General features: G+C 39.9%; 14 protein-coding genes. 9 read left to right on the forward strand and 5 right to left on the reverse strand.

The features are described from left to right. Positions 1 to 16: 16 nt before the first annotated feature. Positions 17 to 1,288: a Glu/Leu/Phe/Val family dehydrogenase gene (locus tag F2A31_RS06210; protein ID WP_150025638.1), complete on the forward strand. Its 1,272-nt coding sequence runs from the start codon at positions 17 to 19 to the stop codon at positions 1,286 to 1,288. A gap of 68 nt (positions 1,289 to 1,356) precedes the next feature. On the opposite strand, the gene F2A31_RS06215 is transcribed toward F2A31_RS06210, so the two are convergent. Then, positions 1,357 to 2,763, reverse strand: coding sequence for an aminotransferase-like domain-containing protein (locus F2A31_RS06215; protein WP_150025639.1), 1,407 nt, complete (start codon positions 2,761 to 2,763; stop codon positions 1,357 to 1,359). 229 nt (positions 2,764 to 2,992) lie between these two features. Between F2A31_RS06215 and F2A31_RS06220 the strand changes: the two genes are divergently transcribed. The 5 genes from F2A31_RS06220 (at position 2,993) to F2A31_RS06235 (ending at position 8,376) form a co-directional block, all read left to right on the forward strand. Beyond that, on the forward strand, positions 2,993 to 3,829 hold the full coding sequence (locus tag F2A31_RS06220; RefSeq protein ID WP_150025640.1) for a hypothetical protein: 837 nt from the start codon (positions 2,993 to 2,995) through the stop codon (positions 3,827 to 3,829). 27 nt (positions 3,830 to 3,856) lie between these two features. Beyond that, positions 3,857 to 4,015 (forward strand): hypothetical protein, encoded by a 159-nt coding sequence (locus F2A31_RS15775; RefSeq protein WP_167365848.1) that lies wholly within the window; start codon positions 3,857 to 3,859, stop codon positions 4,013 to 4,015. Between the two features lie 88 nt (positions 4,016 to 4,103). Continuing rightward, a complete protein-coding gene (locus tag F2A31_RS06225) occupies positions 4,104 to 6,512 on the forward strand; it encodes an FdhF/YdeP family oxidoreductase (protein ID WP_150025641.1) in 2,409 nt (802 codons plus the stop codon). Positions 6,513 to 6,561: 49 nt separating this feature from the next. Continuing rightward, positions 6,562 to 7,353: a formate dehydrogenase accessory sulfurtransferase FdhD gene (gene fdhD, locus F2A31_RS06230; RefSeq protein ID WP_150025642.1), complete on the forward strand. Its 792-nt coding sequence runs from the start codon at positions 6,562 to 6,564 to the stop codon at positions 7,351 to 7,353. Between the two features lie 81 nt (positions 7,354 to 7,434). Beyond that, on the forward strand, positions 7,435 to 8,376 hold the full coding sequence (locus tag F2A31_RS06235) for a Dyp-type peroxidase (RefSeq protein ID WP_005089984.1): 942 nt from the start codon (positions 7,435 to 7,437) through the stop codon (positions 8,374 to 8,376). A gap of 43 nt (positions 8,377 to 8,419) precedes the next feature. On the opposite strand, the gene F2A31_RS06240 is transcribed toward F2A31_RS06235, so the two are convergent. From F2A31_RS06240 to F2A31_RS06255, 4 genes are all read right to left on the reverse strand, one after another. Then, complete coding sequence (locus F2A31_RS06240) at positions 8,420 to 8,815, reverse strand: acyl-CoA thioesterase (protein ID WP_004639535.1); 396 nt, start codon at positions 8,813 to 8,815, stop codon at positions 8,420 to 8,422. 85 nt (positions 8,816 to 8,900) lie between these two features. Next, on the reverse strand, positions 8,901 to 10,304 hold the full coding sequence (gene adeC / locus F2A31_RS06245) for an AdeC/AdeK/OprM family multidrug efflux complex outer membrane factor (RefSeq protein ID WP_150025643.1): 1,404 nt from the start codon (positions 10,302 to 10,304) through the stop codon (positions 8,901 to 8,903). 78 nt (positions 10,305 to 10,382) lie between these two features. Continuing rightward, positions 10,383 to 13,508 carry an efflux RND transporter permease subunit gene (locus F2A31_RS06250; RefSeq protein ID WP_150025644.1) on the reverse strand — a complete coding sequence of 1,042 codons (3,126 nt, stop codon included), beginning with the start codon at positions 13,506 to 13,508 and terminating at the stop codon, positions 10,383 to 10,385. After that, complete coding sequence (locus tag F2A31_RS06255; protein ID WP_150025645.1) at positions 13,505 to 14,647, reverse strand: efflux RND transporter periplasmic adaptor subunit; 1,143 nt, start codon at positions 14,645 to 14,647, stop codon at positions 13,505 to 13,507. Before F2A31_RS06255 ends, F2A31_RS06250 begins: the two co-directional genes overlap by 4 nt. Before the next feature lie 145 nt (positions 14,648 to 14,792). Here F2A31_RS06255 and adeR point away from each other — a divergent pair, with 145 nt between their 5' ends. The 3 genes from adeR (at position 14,793) to F2A31_RS06270 (ending at position 17,240) form a co-directional block, all read left to right on the forward strand. Continuing rightward, positions 14,793 to 15,524 (forward strand): efflux system response regulator transcription factor AdeR, encoded by a 732-nt coding sequence (gene adeR / locus F2A31_RS06260; protein WP_150025646.1) that lies wholly within the window; start codon positions 14,793 to 14,795, stop codon positions 15,522 to 15,524. Next, complete coding sequence (gene adeS / locus F2A31_RS06265; RefSeq protein WP_150025647.1) at positions 15,514 to 16,599, forward strand: two-component sensor histidine kinase AdeS; 1,086 nt, start codon at positions 15,514 to 15,516, stop codon at positions 16,597 to 16,599. Before adeR ends, adeS begins: the two co-directional genes overlap by 11 nt. A 92-nt stretch (positions 16,600 to 16,691) precedes the next feature. After that, positions 16,692 to 17,240: a lipocalin family protein gene (locus tag F2A31_RS06270; RefSeq protein ID WP_150025648.1), complete on the forward strand. Its 549-nt coding sequence runs from the start codon at positions 16,692 to 16,694 to the stop codon at positions 17,238 to 17,240. Positions 17,241 to 17,359 lie beyond the last annotated feature (119 nt).

The raw sequence follows: 17,359 nt of genomic DNA on the forward strand, positions 1-17,359 counted from the left end.
AAAGGATAAGGCAAAAATGTCTAATTTATCTTATATCTCTCAAAATAACGGTCCATGGTCAACCTACCTCGAGCAAATCGATCGTGTTGCTCCTCACTTAGAACATTTAAAAGACTATATTGACACGCTTAAGCGTCCAAAACGTGCGCTTATCGTGGATGTGCCAATTGTAATGGATGATGGTACGATCCAGCATTTTGAAGGCTATCGTGTACAACACAACCTATCGCGTGGTCCAGGTAAAGGTGGTATCCGTTTCCATCCAGATGTTGACCTAAATGAAGTCATGGCACTTTCAGCGTGGATGACGATTAAAACTGCTGTTTTAAATCTTCCTTTCGGTGGTGCAAAAGGTGGTGTACGTGTTGATCCACGTAAACTTTCTCCACGTGAGTTAGAGCGTTTAACACGTCGTTATACCAGTGAAATCAGTCATATCATTGGGCCTCAAAAAGATATTCCTGCTCCAGATGTAGGTACCAATCCAAACGTAATGGGTTGGATCATGGATACTTATTCATCTGGTCAAGGTCATACTGTAACAGGTGTTGTAACAGGCAAACCTGTACATTTGGGTGGTTCTTTAGGTCGTATTAAAGCAACGGGACGTGGTGTATTTATTACAGGTCAACAAGTTGCAGATAAGATTAAATTACCACTTGATGGTGCGAAAATTGCGGTGCAAGGTTTTGGTAATGTAGGTAGTGAAGCAGCATATTTATTTGCTGAATCAAAATCTAAAATCGTAACCATCCAGGACCATACAGGTACGATTTATAATCCTGAAGGCATTAACCTTGAAGAGTTAAAAGTTTATCTTAAAACAAATCAAGGTGTGGGTGGTTTTGCTGGTGCGCAAGCGATCAGTGATGAAGCATTCTGGGACGTAGAGATGGACATCTTAATTCCTGCTGCTTTAGAAGGCCAGATCACTATTGAGCGCGCACAAAAATTAACTGCAAAACTTGTACTTGAAGGTGCAAACGGTCCAACTTATCCAGAAGCAGATGATATTTTAGTTCAACGTGGTATCACCGTTGTTCCTGACGTTATCTGTAATGCGGGTGGTGTAACCGTTTCTTACTTTGAATGGGTTCAAGATATGTCGAGCTACTTCTGGTCAGAAGAAGAAATCAATGAACGTCTTGATAAACTCATGATTCAAGCGATTAATGATGTGTGGACGACAGCAAACGAGAAAGTATGTACGCTTAGAACAGCTGCATTTATTCTTGGTTGTGAGCGTATCTTAAAAGCGCGTATGGAACGTGGTATTTTCCCTGGTTAATTGATAACTCGGTGAATCAAAACGCTCTTAAGCTAAATGGCTTAAGGGCGTTTTTTTATGGGATTGGGCTAGATTGCATCTTGAACAGCTTGAATAAATTGATCTACTGCATATTGAATATGCACTGTCCATTCAAAAGAGCAATTCATTCGAATAAAGTGTTGATGTGAAGGTAGTACATTAAAGAGCGGACTTGGCGCGATTCCAATCTGTTGTTGGATCAGCTGTTCATAGATTTGCATACTGTTGACTTTGTCAGGCAGTTGAATCCATAGAAAATAGCCACTTGGGTAGTTAAAGACTTTGCAGCCTTTGGGTAAATGATGTTTGAGATATTGAAAAAATTGCTTTTTATTCTTTTCTAGAGCACGTCTAAGCGTTCTCAAATGCTTTTCATAATGATGATGTGATAAGAACTCAACCAATGCATTTTGAATCAGTGCATTCGCAGAAATAGTACTCATCAATTGTAAATGTTGGATGTGTTCTGAGAACTTACCTGCATAAACCCAGCCTATACGAAAGCCAGAGCCTAGGGTCTTGGAGAAAGATGAACAGTGTAAGACAAAGTTTTGTTGATCAAAATATTTCATGGGCAGTGGTTTTTGAGCACCATAGAACAACTCTTCATAGACATCATCTTCGATTAAATGAATTTGGTGCTCGTGTAAAAGCTTGGCAATTTTATACTTAGTCTCGTTACTGACTGTGAAGCCAATCGGGTTATGAGCATTGAGCATGAACCAACAGACTTTAATTGGATAATCTCGAATCACTTGCTCAAAAGCCTCAAGATCAAAGCCATGTAGGGGATGTTCAGGCAGGGTGATGACCTTCAAACCTAAACGTTCAGCCGCTTGCCATGCACCATAGAAAATTGTTTGCTGCAACAGAATATAATCACCAGGTTGCGTGATGGTCTGTAGTGATAAATTTAAAGCTTCCAAGCCCCCAGATGTGATAACGATATCATCAGCATCGGTTGGTATGCCTTGCATACAATAGCGCTGAGCAATCAGTTTTCTTAAGGCAAAATTTCCCGGTGGCAGATTGGAAGTTTGATCATAACTTTGCCGATTGCGAGAGAGCTGTCCCATGATTTGAATTAATTTGGGTGGATAGAGCAATTGGCTGTCTGGAAACGCTGATCCTAAGGGACAGATTTGATCCGACTGAATCGACTTTAGATATTTAAATACTAGCGAGTTGATTTCAATTTTGGGATTTAATGACACCACAGTGGAGGCTTGTGGAATATGTTGATGACTTTGTTCAGCAACGAAATAACCCGATTTTTCTTTTGAATAAATTAAGCCCTGTGCTTCTAGTTCTTGATAAGCATTCATTACTGTAATGAGACTAAAACCAGATCGTTGGACTTGTTCTCGTAAGGACGGCAATTTGCTATGGGGTTCCCATGATCCATTTTCGATGAGAAGTTTCAGCTGATGTGCTAACTGTTCTGATTTATACATAAAATACCCAGATCAAACTTTTCTGTTTATGAGTAATGCCTTTTATATAAATAATTTTATAACAGATAAATGAAAAAGAAATGATCTGTTATATTTTTTTAGTAAAACTCTGTAGCTACTTATCAATTTGTATTCATTGCACAATAAAGCCATCAACCAAGCAGCTTGTTAGATTACTCAAAAAATAAGTTGCTGGATCTCAAGCTACTGATTCGGCTGGATGGCATCAATGAAGTTTGTAACCCCAGAACTCAATGCAATAACACGGCTTTTTCCAGAGCAGCACCCTTCTGAATGGATACAGCACAAGTTATGTCTAGAATATGTCAATTTAGAAGCGACGCTACTCAGAGCGAAAGTACTAAGAAACTTTTCTAAAGCGCGTGTCGTGTATATTGCGCAAGCCCAAATTGTTAAGAATGACAATAATCTTGCGTACTTATTTGCGCCATTGATCATCGCCAACTTAAATCAATCTGTGATTTATACCACTTCGTACTCACTGTCTGTATTTAAGATTCTGAATCAATATTATCAATCAGATCGAAGTATTCATTTAAAAATTGAAGAGGTGATACAAAGCCTCAACTTATATATCGATCTGGTTGATCAGCCGAGAAATGAAGAAGATTTCTTGTATCGGAGTTTGATTAAGGCCTTGTGTAGAACCGACGTTTCTGAAGTGTTTTTAATTACATATTTGCGTATCGATGAAGTACAGCTTTGCATCTTACAAGATTATTTTGAAATTAAAATTCATGTGATCTATGCGGATAAACAGCGATCAGTTGTAAATGATGATTTGATTAATACTCGGAAATTATTGTTTAAAACCAAAGATGAGTTTCATCGAAATCTTTGTGTATTGTTTTCTCAATTAAATACGTCGCTGATTGCTCAGACTGGTCAATTTAACCAGCAGCAAGCAATGCATCTCATTGAGGATATGTTTTATTCGGAACATATCTTTGAAAAATTATCAGTTTATGGCGAATACATGCAAACACGTATTCAAAATGGTGCCAACTTTAAAGTTTTATCTACAAATGAGTTGTCACATCATTGAGTTTAGGATTTAAAGAGGAGAGATTATATGTCTCAAGCACAATCAAAATTTCCGTATCTTACTGTTGGAATTAGTATTTTTCTAGGTTGCTTATTCCTACTGTTCTTCTTTTTAGCAGTAAGTCATCAACCTGATTATATGCCTTCACAGCAGCAAAAAAATGTTGAAGCTCAACAGTTAAAATAATCAGACAAAACTTGAATAGTCAAGCAAGCTGCTTTCATGTTAATTCTACTTGTGTAGAAATGAGAAAAGCTCACATGAGGGCAGCTAGATGGATAATTCAGAACAAACCATTCATAAGCAAGAAAATAATGGCTTTGCCAGAATTGAGCCGTATAACCAACCTGCGGGTGGTTGGGGAGCATTGCTCAGTGTTGCCCGTAACCTCAAAAGGCAAGATATTCTAAAGAAAGGTTCAATCACACTACTCAATATTAATCAACCAACAGGTTTTGATTGTCCGGGTTGTGCATGGCCTGAAAAAAAAGATGCACATGCATTTAATTTTTGTGAAAACGGTGCCAAAGCAGTTGCTTTTGAGGCAACCAGTAAAACAGTAACACCTGAGTTTTTTGCAGAGCATACGGTCAGTTGGTTGGCAGAGCAGAGTGATTTCTATCTAGAAGATCTTGGGCGTTTAACTGATCCGATGCGCTACGATCCTAGCTCAGATAAATATGTCGCAATTTCTTGGGATGAAGCTTTCCAGCTCATCGCCAAACATTTACAAGCTTTAGATCATCCAGACCAAGCCGCATTTTATACCTCTGGTCGTGCCAGTAACGAAGCCGCTTTTTTGTACCAACTTTTTGTAAGAAATTTTGGAACCAATAATTTTCCTGATTGTTCCAATATGTGCCATGAGACGACGAGCGTTGGTTTAAAAGATTCAATTGGTTTGGGAAAAGGTACGGTTATCTTAGATGACTTTGATCAAGCAGATGCGATCTTTAGTTTTGGTCATAATCCGGGTACCAATCATCCACGAATGTTGGCAACGCTGAGAGAGGTTTCAAAGCGTGGCGGCAATATTATTGCCATTAATCCCATCAAAGAACGTGGCTTGGAACGTTTTCAAGATCCTCAAGCACCGTTGGAAATGATGACCAATGGTAGTACGCCGATCAGTCGTTATTATTTCCAGCCCAAAATTGGGGGAGATTATGCACTACTATTTGGGGTGCTCAAGCATTTATCTGAATGGGACAAAAAGGCGATAGCGCAAGGAAAACCGAGTGTATTTGATCGTAGTTTTATTGCGATGAATACGATTGGTTTCGATGAAATGTTAGCTGAAGTTGATCGCACGGACTGGGAACAAATCCATAAATATACAGGGCTTTCACCTGAGCATTTAGAATCGATTGCAAAAATGTATTTAGATGCTAAAACCGCAATTTTCTGTTGGGGCATGGGCATCACTCAACATCGTCATGGGACTGCCAATATTCATATGCTTGCTAACTTAATGTTGGCTAGAGGGCATATTGGTCGCTCGGGCTCAGGTTTATGTCCTGTACGTGGTCACAGCAATGTACAAGGTGATCGCACGATGGGTATTAATGAAAATCCAAGCGATAAGTTGTTAGATAGCATTGACCGTGTGTTTGGGATCACATCTCCTCGCAAACATGGCTTTGGTGTGGTTGATACCATTAAAGCGATGTATGAAGGAGAGGTAAAAGTCTTTATTGGTTTAGGTGGTAATTTTGCAGTTGCTACACCAGACACACCTTATACACAAGAAGCACTTCGACGCTGTAATTTGACCGTAAACATCACCACTAAACTTAATCGAAGCCATTTGGTGTGTGGCAAAGATGCATTGATGCTCCCTTGTCTCGGACGTACCGAAGTTGATATGCAAGTGCATGGTCCACAAGCAATTTCCGTCGAAGACTCTATGAGTAATGTCCATTTATCCGCAGGACGCAATCCACCAATCTCAGACAATATTTTGTCTGAACCTGACATTGTGGCGCGTATGGCAGCAGCCACTTTGCCTGACAGCCAAGTCAAATGGCGTTGGTATATCGAGAGTTATGATCGTATTCGTGATTCTATTGCTGATGTTTTTGATGAGTTCCATGACTTTAATCAGCGGGTTTACCAACCGGGTGGTTTTCACTTAGAGCATCCTGCCAATCAACATGTTTGGAATACACCAAGTGGTAAAGCCCAATTCTTGATTACGCCTTTGGCAGAAGTTTATGAGGATGCTGAAAATCAATATGCGGCCGCTTATAGCGAACAACAAGTTTATACCTTAATGACCACACGCTCGCATGACCAATACAATACGACTTTATATGGATTAGATGATCGTTATCGGGGTGTCTATGGACAACGTCGTGTGTTGTTTATGAATCAAGCGGATATAGATGCGGCAGGTTTTGAAGCTGATCAATGGGTTGATATTGAAAGTGTATTCTCTGATGGGGTTAAGCGGATTGTGCATAGTTTCCGTATCGTACCCTATAACATTCCCCAAGGTAGCTTAGCGGCATACTATCCAGAAACCAATCCGTTAGTCGCATTAGGTAGCCACGATAAATACGCCAAGATTCCTGCATCAAAGAGTATTCCTGTCATTCTTCATGCTGGGCAAGCACCTGAACATTTTAATTTGGCAGTTGAAGTTGATCCAGAACATGCAAATCAACGGGTCAGTGGCGTATAACGTATTCGATTTTTAATATTCGAGTGAGAAATATCAAAGAGGTTTATAGGTGGATACAAAAATACGCGGCTATGAAACGGTGCAAGTACACCGTTTCCATCAGGATTTGTCTGAAAATGAAATGGATTATATCGTTCAGGAATATCCAGTTGCATTGATATATAACGGCATTTCTCACGCAGTTATGATGGCAACGCCGTCCGATATTGGGGTATTCGCCAAAGGCTTTAGCCTATCTGAAGGAATTGTGCAGAGTCCCAACGAATTATATTCGATTGAAATTAGTCAAAATGAACTGGGTGTGCAAGTCGAGATGACAATTGCATCGCGTGCATTTATGGCTCTCAAACAACATCGACGGATGATGGTTGGGCGAACAGGTTGTGGTTTATGCGGGATTGAGAGTTTAAAGCAACTTTATTCCGAGCTGCCATTGGTGAGCAGTCATGTTTCGTCCTCTTGGCTTAATCAAATTCCAAGTGCAATTGCTCAACTCAAAGCTAAACAAAAAATTAGTGAATTAACAGGTGGTGCCCATGCCGCTGCTTGGGTGGTCAAAGGTCAGATCATTGCTTTGTTTGAAGATGTTGGGCGACACAATGCCTTAGATAAATTATTGGGTTATTTGGCTGAACAAAAGTTAAATGTTGCGGATGGTTTTGTGGTCATGACCAGTCGTGCCAGTTATGAGCTGATTCGCAAATGTGCGCAATTCAACATTGCTTTATTGGCAACGATTTCGGCACCGACTAGCATGGCAATCGAAATGGCAAAAAAATTGAACCTAACCTTAGCAAGTTTTTGTCGTGGAGATAGCTTCGTCGTTTATACGCAGGAATAGTAAAAATTTGTGTTTCTGTTGCTAAGTGATTCATCGATTTGTGTAGGATATACGTATTAACTTTTTTTATTCCTAAAAATTATGAATATACCGCTTAGACCACAGCCTGTAATTAATAATCTTTCAGGTGAAAATGCCTTATTTATCGTTCTAGGTATCAATGCTCAACCTGATTATTCTGGGGTGATTGATTTTCTTGCAAACTTTTCTGCTTTGGTTCGGAGTCTCAATCATCGATTTCCACAGAGTAATTTTAGTGCTTCTGTTGGGATTGGTTCAAATGCCTGGGACTTATTATTTCCACAGTTAAATAAACCGAAAGAGCTAACTCCATTTCAGGAAATAAAGGGAATCAAACATACTGCGGTAGCGACGGCAGGAGATTTATTTTTCCATATCCGAGCGGATCAGGTGGCGATCTGCTATGAACTTGCTGCGATTCTCCATGAACAACTTAAACAAGATACCTATCCCATCAGTGAAACCAAAGGTTTCAGGTATTTTGATGGCCGTGCCATTTTAGGCTTTGTGGACGGTACTGAAAATCCTGAACATGAAATTGCCAAAGAAATCGCCTATGTAGGTGCAGAAGATGCTGAGTTCCTTGGTGGTAGTTATGTATTCATTCAAAAATATTTACATAACATGGAAATGTGGAAAGGGCTAAGCACCGAAGAACAAGAAAAAGTGATTGGCAGAAAGAAATATGATGATGTTGAATTAGGTGATGATGTTAAGCCACAAAATGCACATAATGTGGTGAGTAAAGCACACGATGCTGATGGCAATGAATTGAAAATTCTCAGAGCCAATATGCCATTTTCAAACCCAACTGAAGGAGAGTACGGCACTTTCTTTATTGGGTATTCACGCTCATTCAATATCACCAAAACGATGTTAGAAAATATGTTTCTTGGCAAAGAAAATGGTCATGTGGATCGGTTATTAGATTTCAGTACACCTGTTTCTGGGAGCTTATTCTTTGTACCGACCTTTGACTTCCTCGAAGATTTAGGCGAGTAAGTTTAATTCGCTGAAATGAATCAGTTTATTTCAGCGAAAATGCTTATTGGCTAATCAGATATTTTTGTAACTGAGTACGGAATTGATCTGGAATACGATCTGATTTCTGCGCGCTGAAATCGAAATACACTTGAACAGCTTTACCTCGCGCAACACAGTGATCATTTTGCCAAGCTTCATGTGCGACAATGAATGAAGAATTCCCGATCTGTTCAATCCATGTTTTGATTTCGATTTCAGCACCATAATAAATTTGGGCAACAAAATCGACTTCAACTCGTGCGAGAATCAAAGGTAGGTTTTTGATTTCCATACTTGGGTTGAATAAACGAAAAACAGGTTCGCGTGCGGTTTCAAACCAACCTGTGATTACAGTATTGTTGATATGTCCGAAAGCATCTGTTTCATAAAATCTTGGTGTGAGCGAAAGTGTAAACATAGATTAACGGTTATTTTCTGATTTAAACTTAAACACTATAAGGGCTGAGTCTTTAAAAATCAGCCCGAATAACAGACTTAAGCGTTTACGAATGTCGAGATAATCCACCTCCTAAAGCCTTATAGAGTTCGATCTGATTATTCAATTTAGTTTGTTCAAGTATCAATAAGCCTTGTTGAGCTGCATAAGCTGAACGTTGTGCATCCAATACAGTCAGATAACTATCAATACCAGCTCTAAAACGAGCACTAGATAGCTTATAAGTCGTATCTGTTGCCGAGACTAAGCGGCGTTGAGCATCAAGACGTTCATCAATATGTGCATGGGCAGCAAGTGCATCATTCACCTCACGAAAAGCAGCTTGAATTGATTTTTCATATTCAGAGAGTGCTATCTTTTGGTCTGTTTCTGAGATTTTAACATTCGCCTTTCGAGTGCCCCAGTCAAAAATGGGGAGGTCTATACTTGGGCCGATTGACCAAGAGAAACCACCAGACTTAAATAAATCATTCAGTTCAGTTGAAGCATATCCAGCAGAACCAGTTAGGCTAATAGTCGGAAACATTCGTGCTTTCGCTGCACCAATATTTGCGCCTGCAGCACGCAGTTGATATTCGGCAGCTTTTAAATCTGGACGATTATTCAATAAGTCACTACTTAAACCCGTTGCAAAGGTCTTTTCTTGAGTGATATTGGAGATCGCTTGGTGAGGCAGTAAGTCCTGTGGAATGGTTTGCCCAGCCAATAGATTCAATAAATTCTGTGCTTGCAAGACTTGGGTTTTATAATTTGCCACATCATTACGAGCAGTCTCTACAGAGATTTGTGCTTGTCGTAATGGTACTTCACTATCAATCCCAACGTGGAAGCGCTTTTTATTCAGCTCGTATGAATCAAGTTGAGCTTTTAAGGTTTGTTCAGCTAGGCTGAGATTCTCTTTCGCAAATGCATAATTTAACCATGCTTGTGTGATTTGACTCACGAGGCTAATTTGTGTGGCGTCGCGTGCGCTTTGCGTGGCTAAGTATTGATTTAAAGCGGTATCTTTGAGACTTTTCACTCGTCCCCAAAAATCCAATTCATAGGCTGTTACACCTAAACCAACTTGAAAAGTAGAGTAGGGATTATTGGGATTTATCGAGGGATTTACTTGTCGTACTGCGCTGCCTGTGGCTCCTATCATTGGTAGTTGGTCATTTCGAGTGATTTGGTACTGTTGCTGAGCGCGTTGAATATTGAGCGTTGCAGTGCGCAAATCTCGATTGTTCTCTAAACTGATCTCAATGACTTGCAATAAACGAGGATCAGAAAAAAAATCTTTATAACCTTGTTCTGCAATTGAGGTTCCATCATTAGCATGACTAAAGCTTTGCGGAATATCAGAGCGAATGACTGGTGAAGGGGCTTGCATACTGACACAAGCAGTCAGGGCGATAGTAAGGGTAGAGATGACGATTCCACGTGATAAAAGTACAGTCGATCTAGACATGGTACGCTCCAAATAGAAATGAATATGGTTTAGGCCTGCTGTATCAGAGGAAAGGTGACTTTCCTCTGATTTTTCAGTTTAGGAGGTAGTTTCTTGCTTCGTGTATGTTCGTTTTGATTTAAACAGTTTCTCTACGCCGCCAAGGATAAAGACGAAGAAAACAGGAACGAAGAAAATTGCAAGAATAGTGGCTGATATCATGCCGCCAAATACACCTGTACCTAATGCGTGTTGGGTTTCTGAACTTGCACCAGAGGCAATCACTAAGGGAATGACACCACAGGTAAAGGCAAGTGAGGTCATCAAAATCGGACGTAAACGCAGTTTCGCTGCTTGTACTGTTGCCTCGATCAAACTCATCCCTTCTTCTTTGAGCATTTTTGCGAATTCAACGATCAAAATGGCGTTCTTGGCAGAGAGTCCAATGATGGTAATCAAACCAATTTTAAAGAATACGTCATTCATCATTCCTCTCGTCATAATCGCAACTATGGCACCGAAGATACCCAATGGAACAACTAACATGACAGAAAGTGGAATTGCCCAACTTTCATATAATGCAGCCAGCACAAGGAAGACCACTAACATTGATAGAACCAATAAGAATGCCATTTGCGATTCAGACTGTTTCTCTTGCAGTGAAATTCCTGTCCATTCATAGCCAATTCCTTTCGGCAATTGAGCGATCAGATTTTCCATTTCACGCATTGCATCACCAGAAGAGGTATCAAAATTAGGGATACCCGCAATGCTTAATGAAGGACGACCATTGTATCGGTTATATTGTTGGGGAGCTTTGTTCCATTCAGGTGTAACTACCTCAGACAAAGAGACTAATTGACCGCTTGCACCTGCGACTTTGAGATTCAAAATATCTTTTAAGTGCATACGTGACTTTGCTTCCACTTGGACAATCACTTGTTGCATACGACCCTGATTTGGAAAATCATTGATATACATTGAACCCATAGAGGTCGAAATAATATCGGAGACATCAGCAAATCTCACACCTAGAGCATTCAGTTTTTCACGGTCAATTTTTAAAGAAATATTGTCACCTTGTGGTAAACCTTCATTCCAAACCATGTAAAACTTTTTGTTTTTAGCTGCCATTGCCATCAATTGGTCTTGTGCGGCTAATAATGCAGGCATACCTAAGTTGGCACGGTCTTGTAAGCGGAGACTGAAACCTGAGAAAGTACCTAACTCATCAATTGCGGGTGGAAGCACAGCCATCGTTGCGCCTTCCTTGCTATTTGCCATTTCAGCATTGACTGCATTGGTCATTTCAGATGCGCTAGAAGTACGATCTTTAAAATCCTTCAATGTAGTAAATGAAACAGCCACATTTTGTCCAGCACCGCTAAAGCCCCAACCGAGAATCGTGGTGTTATTCTTAACATTTGGATTGTCTTTAAGGCTATCCTCAAACTGATTTACGATGTTTTTTGTACGCTCAGTGGTTGCATCAGATGGTAGTTGGAATGTAGTTAGGAACCAACCTTGATCTTCTTCAGGCATAAATGCAGTTGGCCAATACTTCATCCCCGCAAAGGTTAAACCTGTAATCACAACAAAGATCACCATCATTGGAATACTATGTTTAATCACTTTAAGTAGGATGCGTTCATATTTTTTCGTAACTTTATCAAAGCTACGATCAAACCATGCAAAAAAACCTTTCTTCTGATGATGCCCATCAATCGGTTTGAGAATCGTGGCACAAAGTGCAGGCGTTAAAATCAGTGCCAATAGTGCTGAGAATAAAATAGACACCGACATAGTCAGGGTAAATTGTTGATAAATGATACCCACTGAACCACTCGCAAATGCCATTGGTAAAAATACCGCTGCCAGTACGAGTGTAATCCCGATAATTGGACTGGTGATTTCCTTCATGGCTTTAGAGGTTGCCTCTTTAGGCGACAAACCTTCTGTTGCCATAATCCGCTCAACGTTTTCCACGACGACAATCGCATCATCCACGATGATCCCGATGGCGAGTACCATACCAAACATCGTCAATACGTTAATGGAAAACCCAGCAACCAACATCACGGCAAAGGTGCCGAGTAATGCAATGGGCGCAACAATCGCAGGAATCAGCGTATAGCGGACGTTATGTAAGAATAAGTACATCACGATGAAAACCAGAACCATCGCTTCAAGTAAAGTATGAATAACTTTTTCAATTGAAATTTTAACGAATGGCGCTGTGTCATAAGGGATACTAAACTGCATTCCCTCGGGTAAATTGACTTTTAACTCTTCAATTTTTTCACGGACTGCGTCTGCTGTTTTTACCGCATTGGCACCTGGGCTGAGCTGAATTGCAGCGGCAGTTGAGGGTTTACCATCTTCTAAGATCGCATAATTATACGCTTGAGATCCAATTTCAACATTGGCAACGTCAGAAAGTCGGATCACACTACCACTGGTTTTGCTTTTCAAACTGATATTTTTGAATTGCTCTACACTATCGAGTTGGCCTTGTGCAGATAATGGAATTGTGATGAGTTGACCCTGTTCTGCAGGCATGTCTCCAAGACGACCAGGTGCAATTTCAACGTTATTTTCACGAATAGCTGCATTTACATCGCTAATTGATAAACCATAAGCCACAAGTTTGTTTGGATCGACCCAAATTCGCATGGCTTTTTCTGCACCAAAGGATTGAACTTTCCCGACCCCTTCGACACGTTTTAATTCTTCCACCACATTACGAGCAAGATAGTCACTCAAGTCAATTTCTGAATACTGACTATTGGGTGAATTCATACCGACTAACATCAAGAAACCGGATGATGAAGACTCAACTTGTAAACCTTGTTGACGAACAATTTGAGGTAAGCGTGCCTCAACCGCTTTGATCTTGTTTTGCACATCAACCTGTGCCATATCAACATCAGTGCCAGGCTTAAAGGTAGCAGAAATGACTGCCATACCAGAGCTATCCGTTGTCGAGCTGTAATAAAGTAAATTATTTACGCCAGACAGTTCTCGTTCAATCAGTGTAACCACACTATCGTTAATGGTTTTAGGTGTTGCACCAGGATAGACCGCACTAATATTGACTTGCGGTGGAGCTACACTTGGAAAACGAGCAATCGGTAATTTAGGAATACTCAGTAACCCAAATAAAATAATAAAAATCGCGATCACCCACGCAAAGACTGGGCGACGAATGAAGAATTGGGACATCATTGTGCTCCTTGGGTGGCAGGGCTTTTCCACACTGTCATTTCAAGTTTTTGATCAGGTTGAATACGATCAGTACCTTCAACAACAACCTTATCACCAGTTTTAAGTCCTTTATTGACAAGGTAATATTGTTCATATTGTTGCCCTAATTCGATTGGACGAATTTCAGCAGTACCTTTGGCATTGATGACATAGACTTGAGGCTCTCCAGAAATATTGCGCTGAATCGCCTGCGCTGGAATCAACAAGGCTTGTGGGACGGAAGCGCGATCAATATTCACGCGGACATACATGCCAGGGAGTAACTTTCTCTCAGGGTTGTGGACTTCAATGCGAATGGTGACATCACCTGTTTCTGGATCGACATTAATGTCTTCAAACAGCATTTTTGCTGTGACGTTATAAGGCTGCCCATGACTGTTGGAAATTCGAACAGTTTTTTGATCATTTGCAGATAACTCACCACTTTGTAACGCAGCTTGTAAACGTTCAAAGTCTCCAATGGATTGCTTCACATCGACATAAACTTTATCGATTTGTTGGATGGTCGCCATGGTATTGGCATCACCTTGGCTCACCAGTGCACCTTCTGTCACAAAGGACTGTCCAATACGTCCTGAAATCGGTGCTCGAACTGTCGCATATTGAAGGTTTAAATTTTGTCGAGTAAGCAAGGCTTTCATTTGAGCAACATCCGCCAAAGCTTGGCGATATTCAGCTTGAACATTACTGACTTCTTGTTTACTAATTGCATTACTCGGAAGTAATTGCTCGTAACGTTCCAGTTGAACTTTTAGACGTGTAACTTCCGCTTCTGCTTTATTAAGTGAAGCTTTATTACTATTTACATCAGCTTGGAAAGTTTCAGAATTAATTTTATATAAAGCTTGTCCTGCCTTTACCTCACTCCCTTGAGTAAATAGCACTTTTTCGATAATGCCACCGACTTGAGGACGAATTTCAGCCGTACGAAATGCTTGTACGCGTGCGGGTAGGTTTTCGCTAAAATTTACAGATTGAGGTTGAACATTGATCACACTCACTTTTGCAGGAGGTGCTTCAGGCTGTTCTACTTCGGAACTACAACCGTGTAGAACCAGTCCAATGGATAAAACTAATGGGAGTAAAAGATGCTTTTGCATACTGCCAAATCTCAGGAGTTTTTGATGTTGACAGTATTTTCTGATTTTGTGTAACCACCGTCCGTAAAGTGTGGAAAAAGTGTGGAGATCAATTGATAAATCGTCGTATTATGAAGATTGACTGATTTTTCTATGATTGATCTCTATGTTGGAAGCTTCATTTTCATTCGATTGTCGTGACAAATTTATTCTTGTCGTTGAGGATGAGTATGATATTGGCGATATTATCGAGCACTATTTAAAACGCGAAGGAATGCGTGTAATTCGTGCCATGAATGGGAAGCAGGCGATTGAAATACATGCATCGCAACCGATTGATTTAATTCTCCTTGATATTAAACTTCCTGAGTTAAATGGTTGGGAGGTGCTCAGCAAAATCCGTCAAAAAGCACAAACGCCTGTAATCATGTTAACTGCACTGGATCAAGATATTGATAAAGTCATGGCGTTACGTATAGGCGCTGATGACTTTGTAGTGAAGCCATTCAATCCAAATGAAGTGGTGGCTCGTGTACAAGCTGTTCTCAGACGGACTCAGCAAAACACTCAAGCTTTAAATAAAAATATAGTTTATAAAAATATCGAGATTAATACAGATATTCATAGTGTGTATGTACATCGAGATACTCAGAAAGTTTTGCTCAATTTGACTTTAACTGAGTACAAAATTTTACTTCTCATGATTGATCATCCACACAAAGTTTTTACCCGTAGTGAACTTATGAATCACTGTTTGCCAGATAGTGATGCTTTAGAGCGTACCGTTGATAGTCATGTCAGTAAATTGAGGAAGAAACTAGAAGAACAGGGGCTGCAACATATGTTGATCAATGTACGTGGTGTTGGCTATCGCTTGGATCATCCACATGAAAAATAAATCAGGTATTAGCAAACAACTCTTTATCGCGCTGAGTATTGTGAACTTAAGTGTGACGCTATTTTCTGTTTTTATAGGCTATGTAATCTACAATTATGCAATTGAAACGGGGTGGATTACGCTGAGTTCATTGGAAGAGGATTGGACCGAATTTCATGTTGTTGATTGGGTTTGGCTATTCACGGTGATATTTTGTGGTACGGTGATTTCCTTAATTATTGGTTTACTGCTGGCGAAACGTTTTATTGTTCCAATTAACTCTCTAGCCAATGCCGCACAAGAAATTAGCTTAGGTGATCTTTCTGCAAGAGCTGAAGATACGAAAATACATTCAACAGAAATATCAGAGTTGATGCATAACTTTAATAATATGGCTCAAAAACTTGAAGATTCTGTGAAAATGGCACAAGTCTGGAATGCTGCAATTGCACATGAGTTACGTACGCCAATCACGATTTTACAGGGGCGTTTACAGGGGATTGTTGATGGTGTATTTGAGCCTAAACCTGAACTCATGAAAAGTTTATTGAACCAAGTTGAGGGACTCTCGTACTTAGTTGAAGATCTAAGAACATTGAGTTTGGTCGAAAACCAACAGCTCAGGTTAAATATTGAAGCTGTGAATTTTCAGTTGTGTGTAGATAAAGTCATTTCGATGTTTGGCGAAAGGCTCAAACAAGCTCACCTCACGATTGAAACAGAAGTTTCAAAAGATATTGTGCATTGTGATCGACAACGTATGGAGCAAGTTCTCATTGCTCTGGTCGATAATGCTGTTCGATATGCCAATGCGGGATTGCTAACCATAAGATCAAGAATAGATGCCAATGATTGGATTTTACAAATAGAAGATGAAGGGCCTGGGATTGCTTCAGAGTACCAACATGATTTATTTGATCCTTTTTTTCGTTTAGAGGAGTCTCGTAATAAAGAATTTGGTGGAACGGGGCTAGGTTTAGCCGTTGTCCATGCGATAGTCGTTGCGCATCAGGGTTCGATTCAATATGAAAATAAAAAACAAAATAGTGTGTTTACTATTCGTATTCCGATGACAACTGACTTAGACCGTGTTTAGATGAACCATGATCTTTCGGAAATTTCACATCACAGAATGTTCACATAGGATTGATTAGGCTTATTGCTATTCAAAGCAAATGGATAAGTCTTATGTATCAAAAATTATTTTTTTGTAGTTGTTTAGCTCTGTTTTCAAGTTTTGCATTTGCTCAATCAGAAGCACCCAAAAATCAAGCTGTTGAACGTATTGATATTCAAAAATATGCTGGAAAATGGTATGAAATTGCTCATCTGCCTATGTTTTTTCAACGTAATTGCGTAGGGGATACGACTGCCGAGTATCAACTCAATTCTGATAATACAGTTAAGGTGGTTAATCGTTGTCGCAATAATCAAAATCAAATCGATCAGGCTGAGGGTGTCGCTTACCCTCAAAATGAAGGCAAAAGTAAATTAAAGGTGAGTTTTCTACCAAAAGGTTTACGCTGGGTACCCTTCACTAAGGGGGATTATTGGATTTTACGAGTTGATCCCGATTATCAAGTGGCATTGGTGGGTGGGCCGAGCCAGAAATATCTTTGGATTTTGTCTAGAACACCAAAGTTGAATGAGCAGATTTATAATGATTATGTCGAAACAGCGCGTCAATACGGTTACGACGTAAGTCAATTGGTCAAAACATCACATAAGACTCCCTAAATTTCAATCCATTAAATCGTTTTATCTAGCAGAGTTATGAGGTATAAGTGCTTCATAACTTGCTAAAAATATGAAATAAAATGAATGTAGAATTGAGTCTGATGCAGCATCTAGTGAAA

Source organism: Acinetobacter suaedae (assembly GCF_008630915.1).
GTDB lineage: Bacteria > Pseudomonadota > Gammaproteobacteria > Pseudomonadales > Moraxellaceae > Acinetobacter > Acinetobacter suaedae.

Excerpts from the sequence above, each read along its gene's own strand:
- F2A31_RS06225 (WP_150025641.1), top strand. The coding sequence starts at position 4,104 with ATGGATAATTCAGAACAAACCATTCATAAGCAAGAAAATAATGGCTTT.
- F2A31_RS06220 (WP_150025640.1), top strand. The coding sequence starts at position 2,993 with ATGAAGTTTGTAACCCCAGAACTCAATGCAATAACACGGCTTTTTCCA.
- F2A31_RS06240 (WP_004639535.1), bottom strand. The coding sequence starts at position 8,815 with ATGTTTACACTTTCGCTCACACCAAGATTTTATGAAACAGATGCTTTC.
- F2A31_RS06210 (WP_150025638.1), top strand. The coding sequence starts at position 17 with ATGTCTAATTTATCTTATATCTCTCAAAATAACGGTCCATGGTCAACC.
- F2A31_RS06270 (WP_150025648.1), top strand. The coding sequence starts at position 16,692 with ATGTATCAAAAATTATTTTTTTGTAGTTGTTTAGCTCTGTTTTCAAGT.
- adeR (WP_150025646.1), top strand. The coding sequence starts at position 14,793 with ATGTTGGAAGCTTCATTTTCATTCGATTGTCGTGACAAATTTATTCTT.
- F2A31_RS06215 (WP_150025639.1), bottom strand. The coding sequence starts at position 2,763 with ATGTATAAATCAGAACAGTTAGCACATCAGCTGAAACTTCTCATCGAA.
- adeS (WP_150025647.1), top strand. The coding sequence starts at position 15,514 with ATGAAAAATAAATCAGGTATTAGCAAACAACTCTTTATCGCGCTGAGT.
- F2A31_RS06235 (WP_005089984.1), top strand. The coding sequence starts at position 7,435 with ATGAATATACCGCTTAGACCACAGCCTGTAATTAATAATCTTTCAGGT.
- F2A31_RS06250 (WP_150025644.1), bottom strand. The coding sequence starts at position 13,508 with ATGATGTCCCAATTCTTCATTCGTCGCCCAGTCTTTGCGTGGGTGATC.
- adeC (WP_150025643.1), bottom strand. The coding sequence starts at position 10,304 with ATGTCTAGATCGACTGTACTTTTATCACGTGGAATCGTCATCTCTACC.
- F2A31_RS15775 (WP_167365848.1), top strand. The coding sequence starts at position 3,857 with ATGTCTCAAGCACAATCAAAATTTCCGTATCTTACTGTTGGAATTAGT.
- F2A31_RS06255 (WP_150025645.1), bottom strand. The coding sequence starts at position 14,647 with ATGCAAAAGCATCTTTTACTCCCATTAGTTTTATCCATTGGACTGGTT.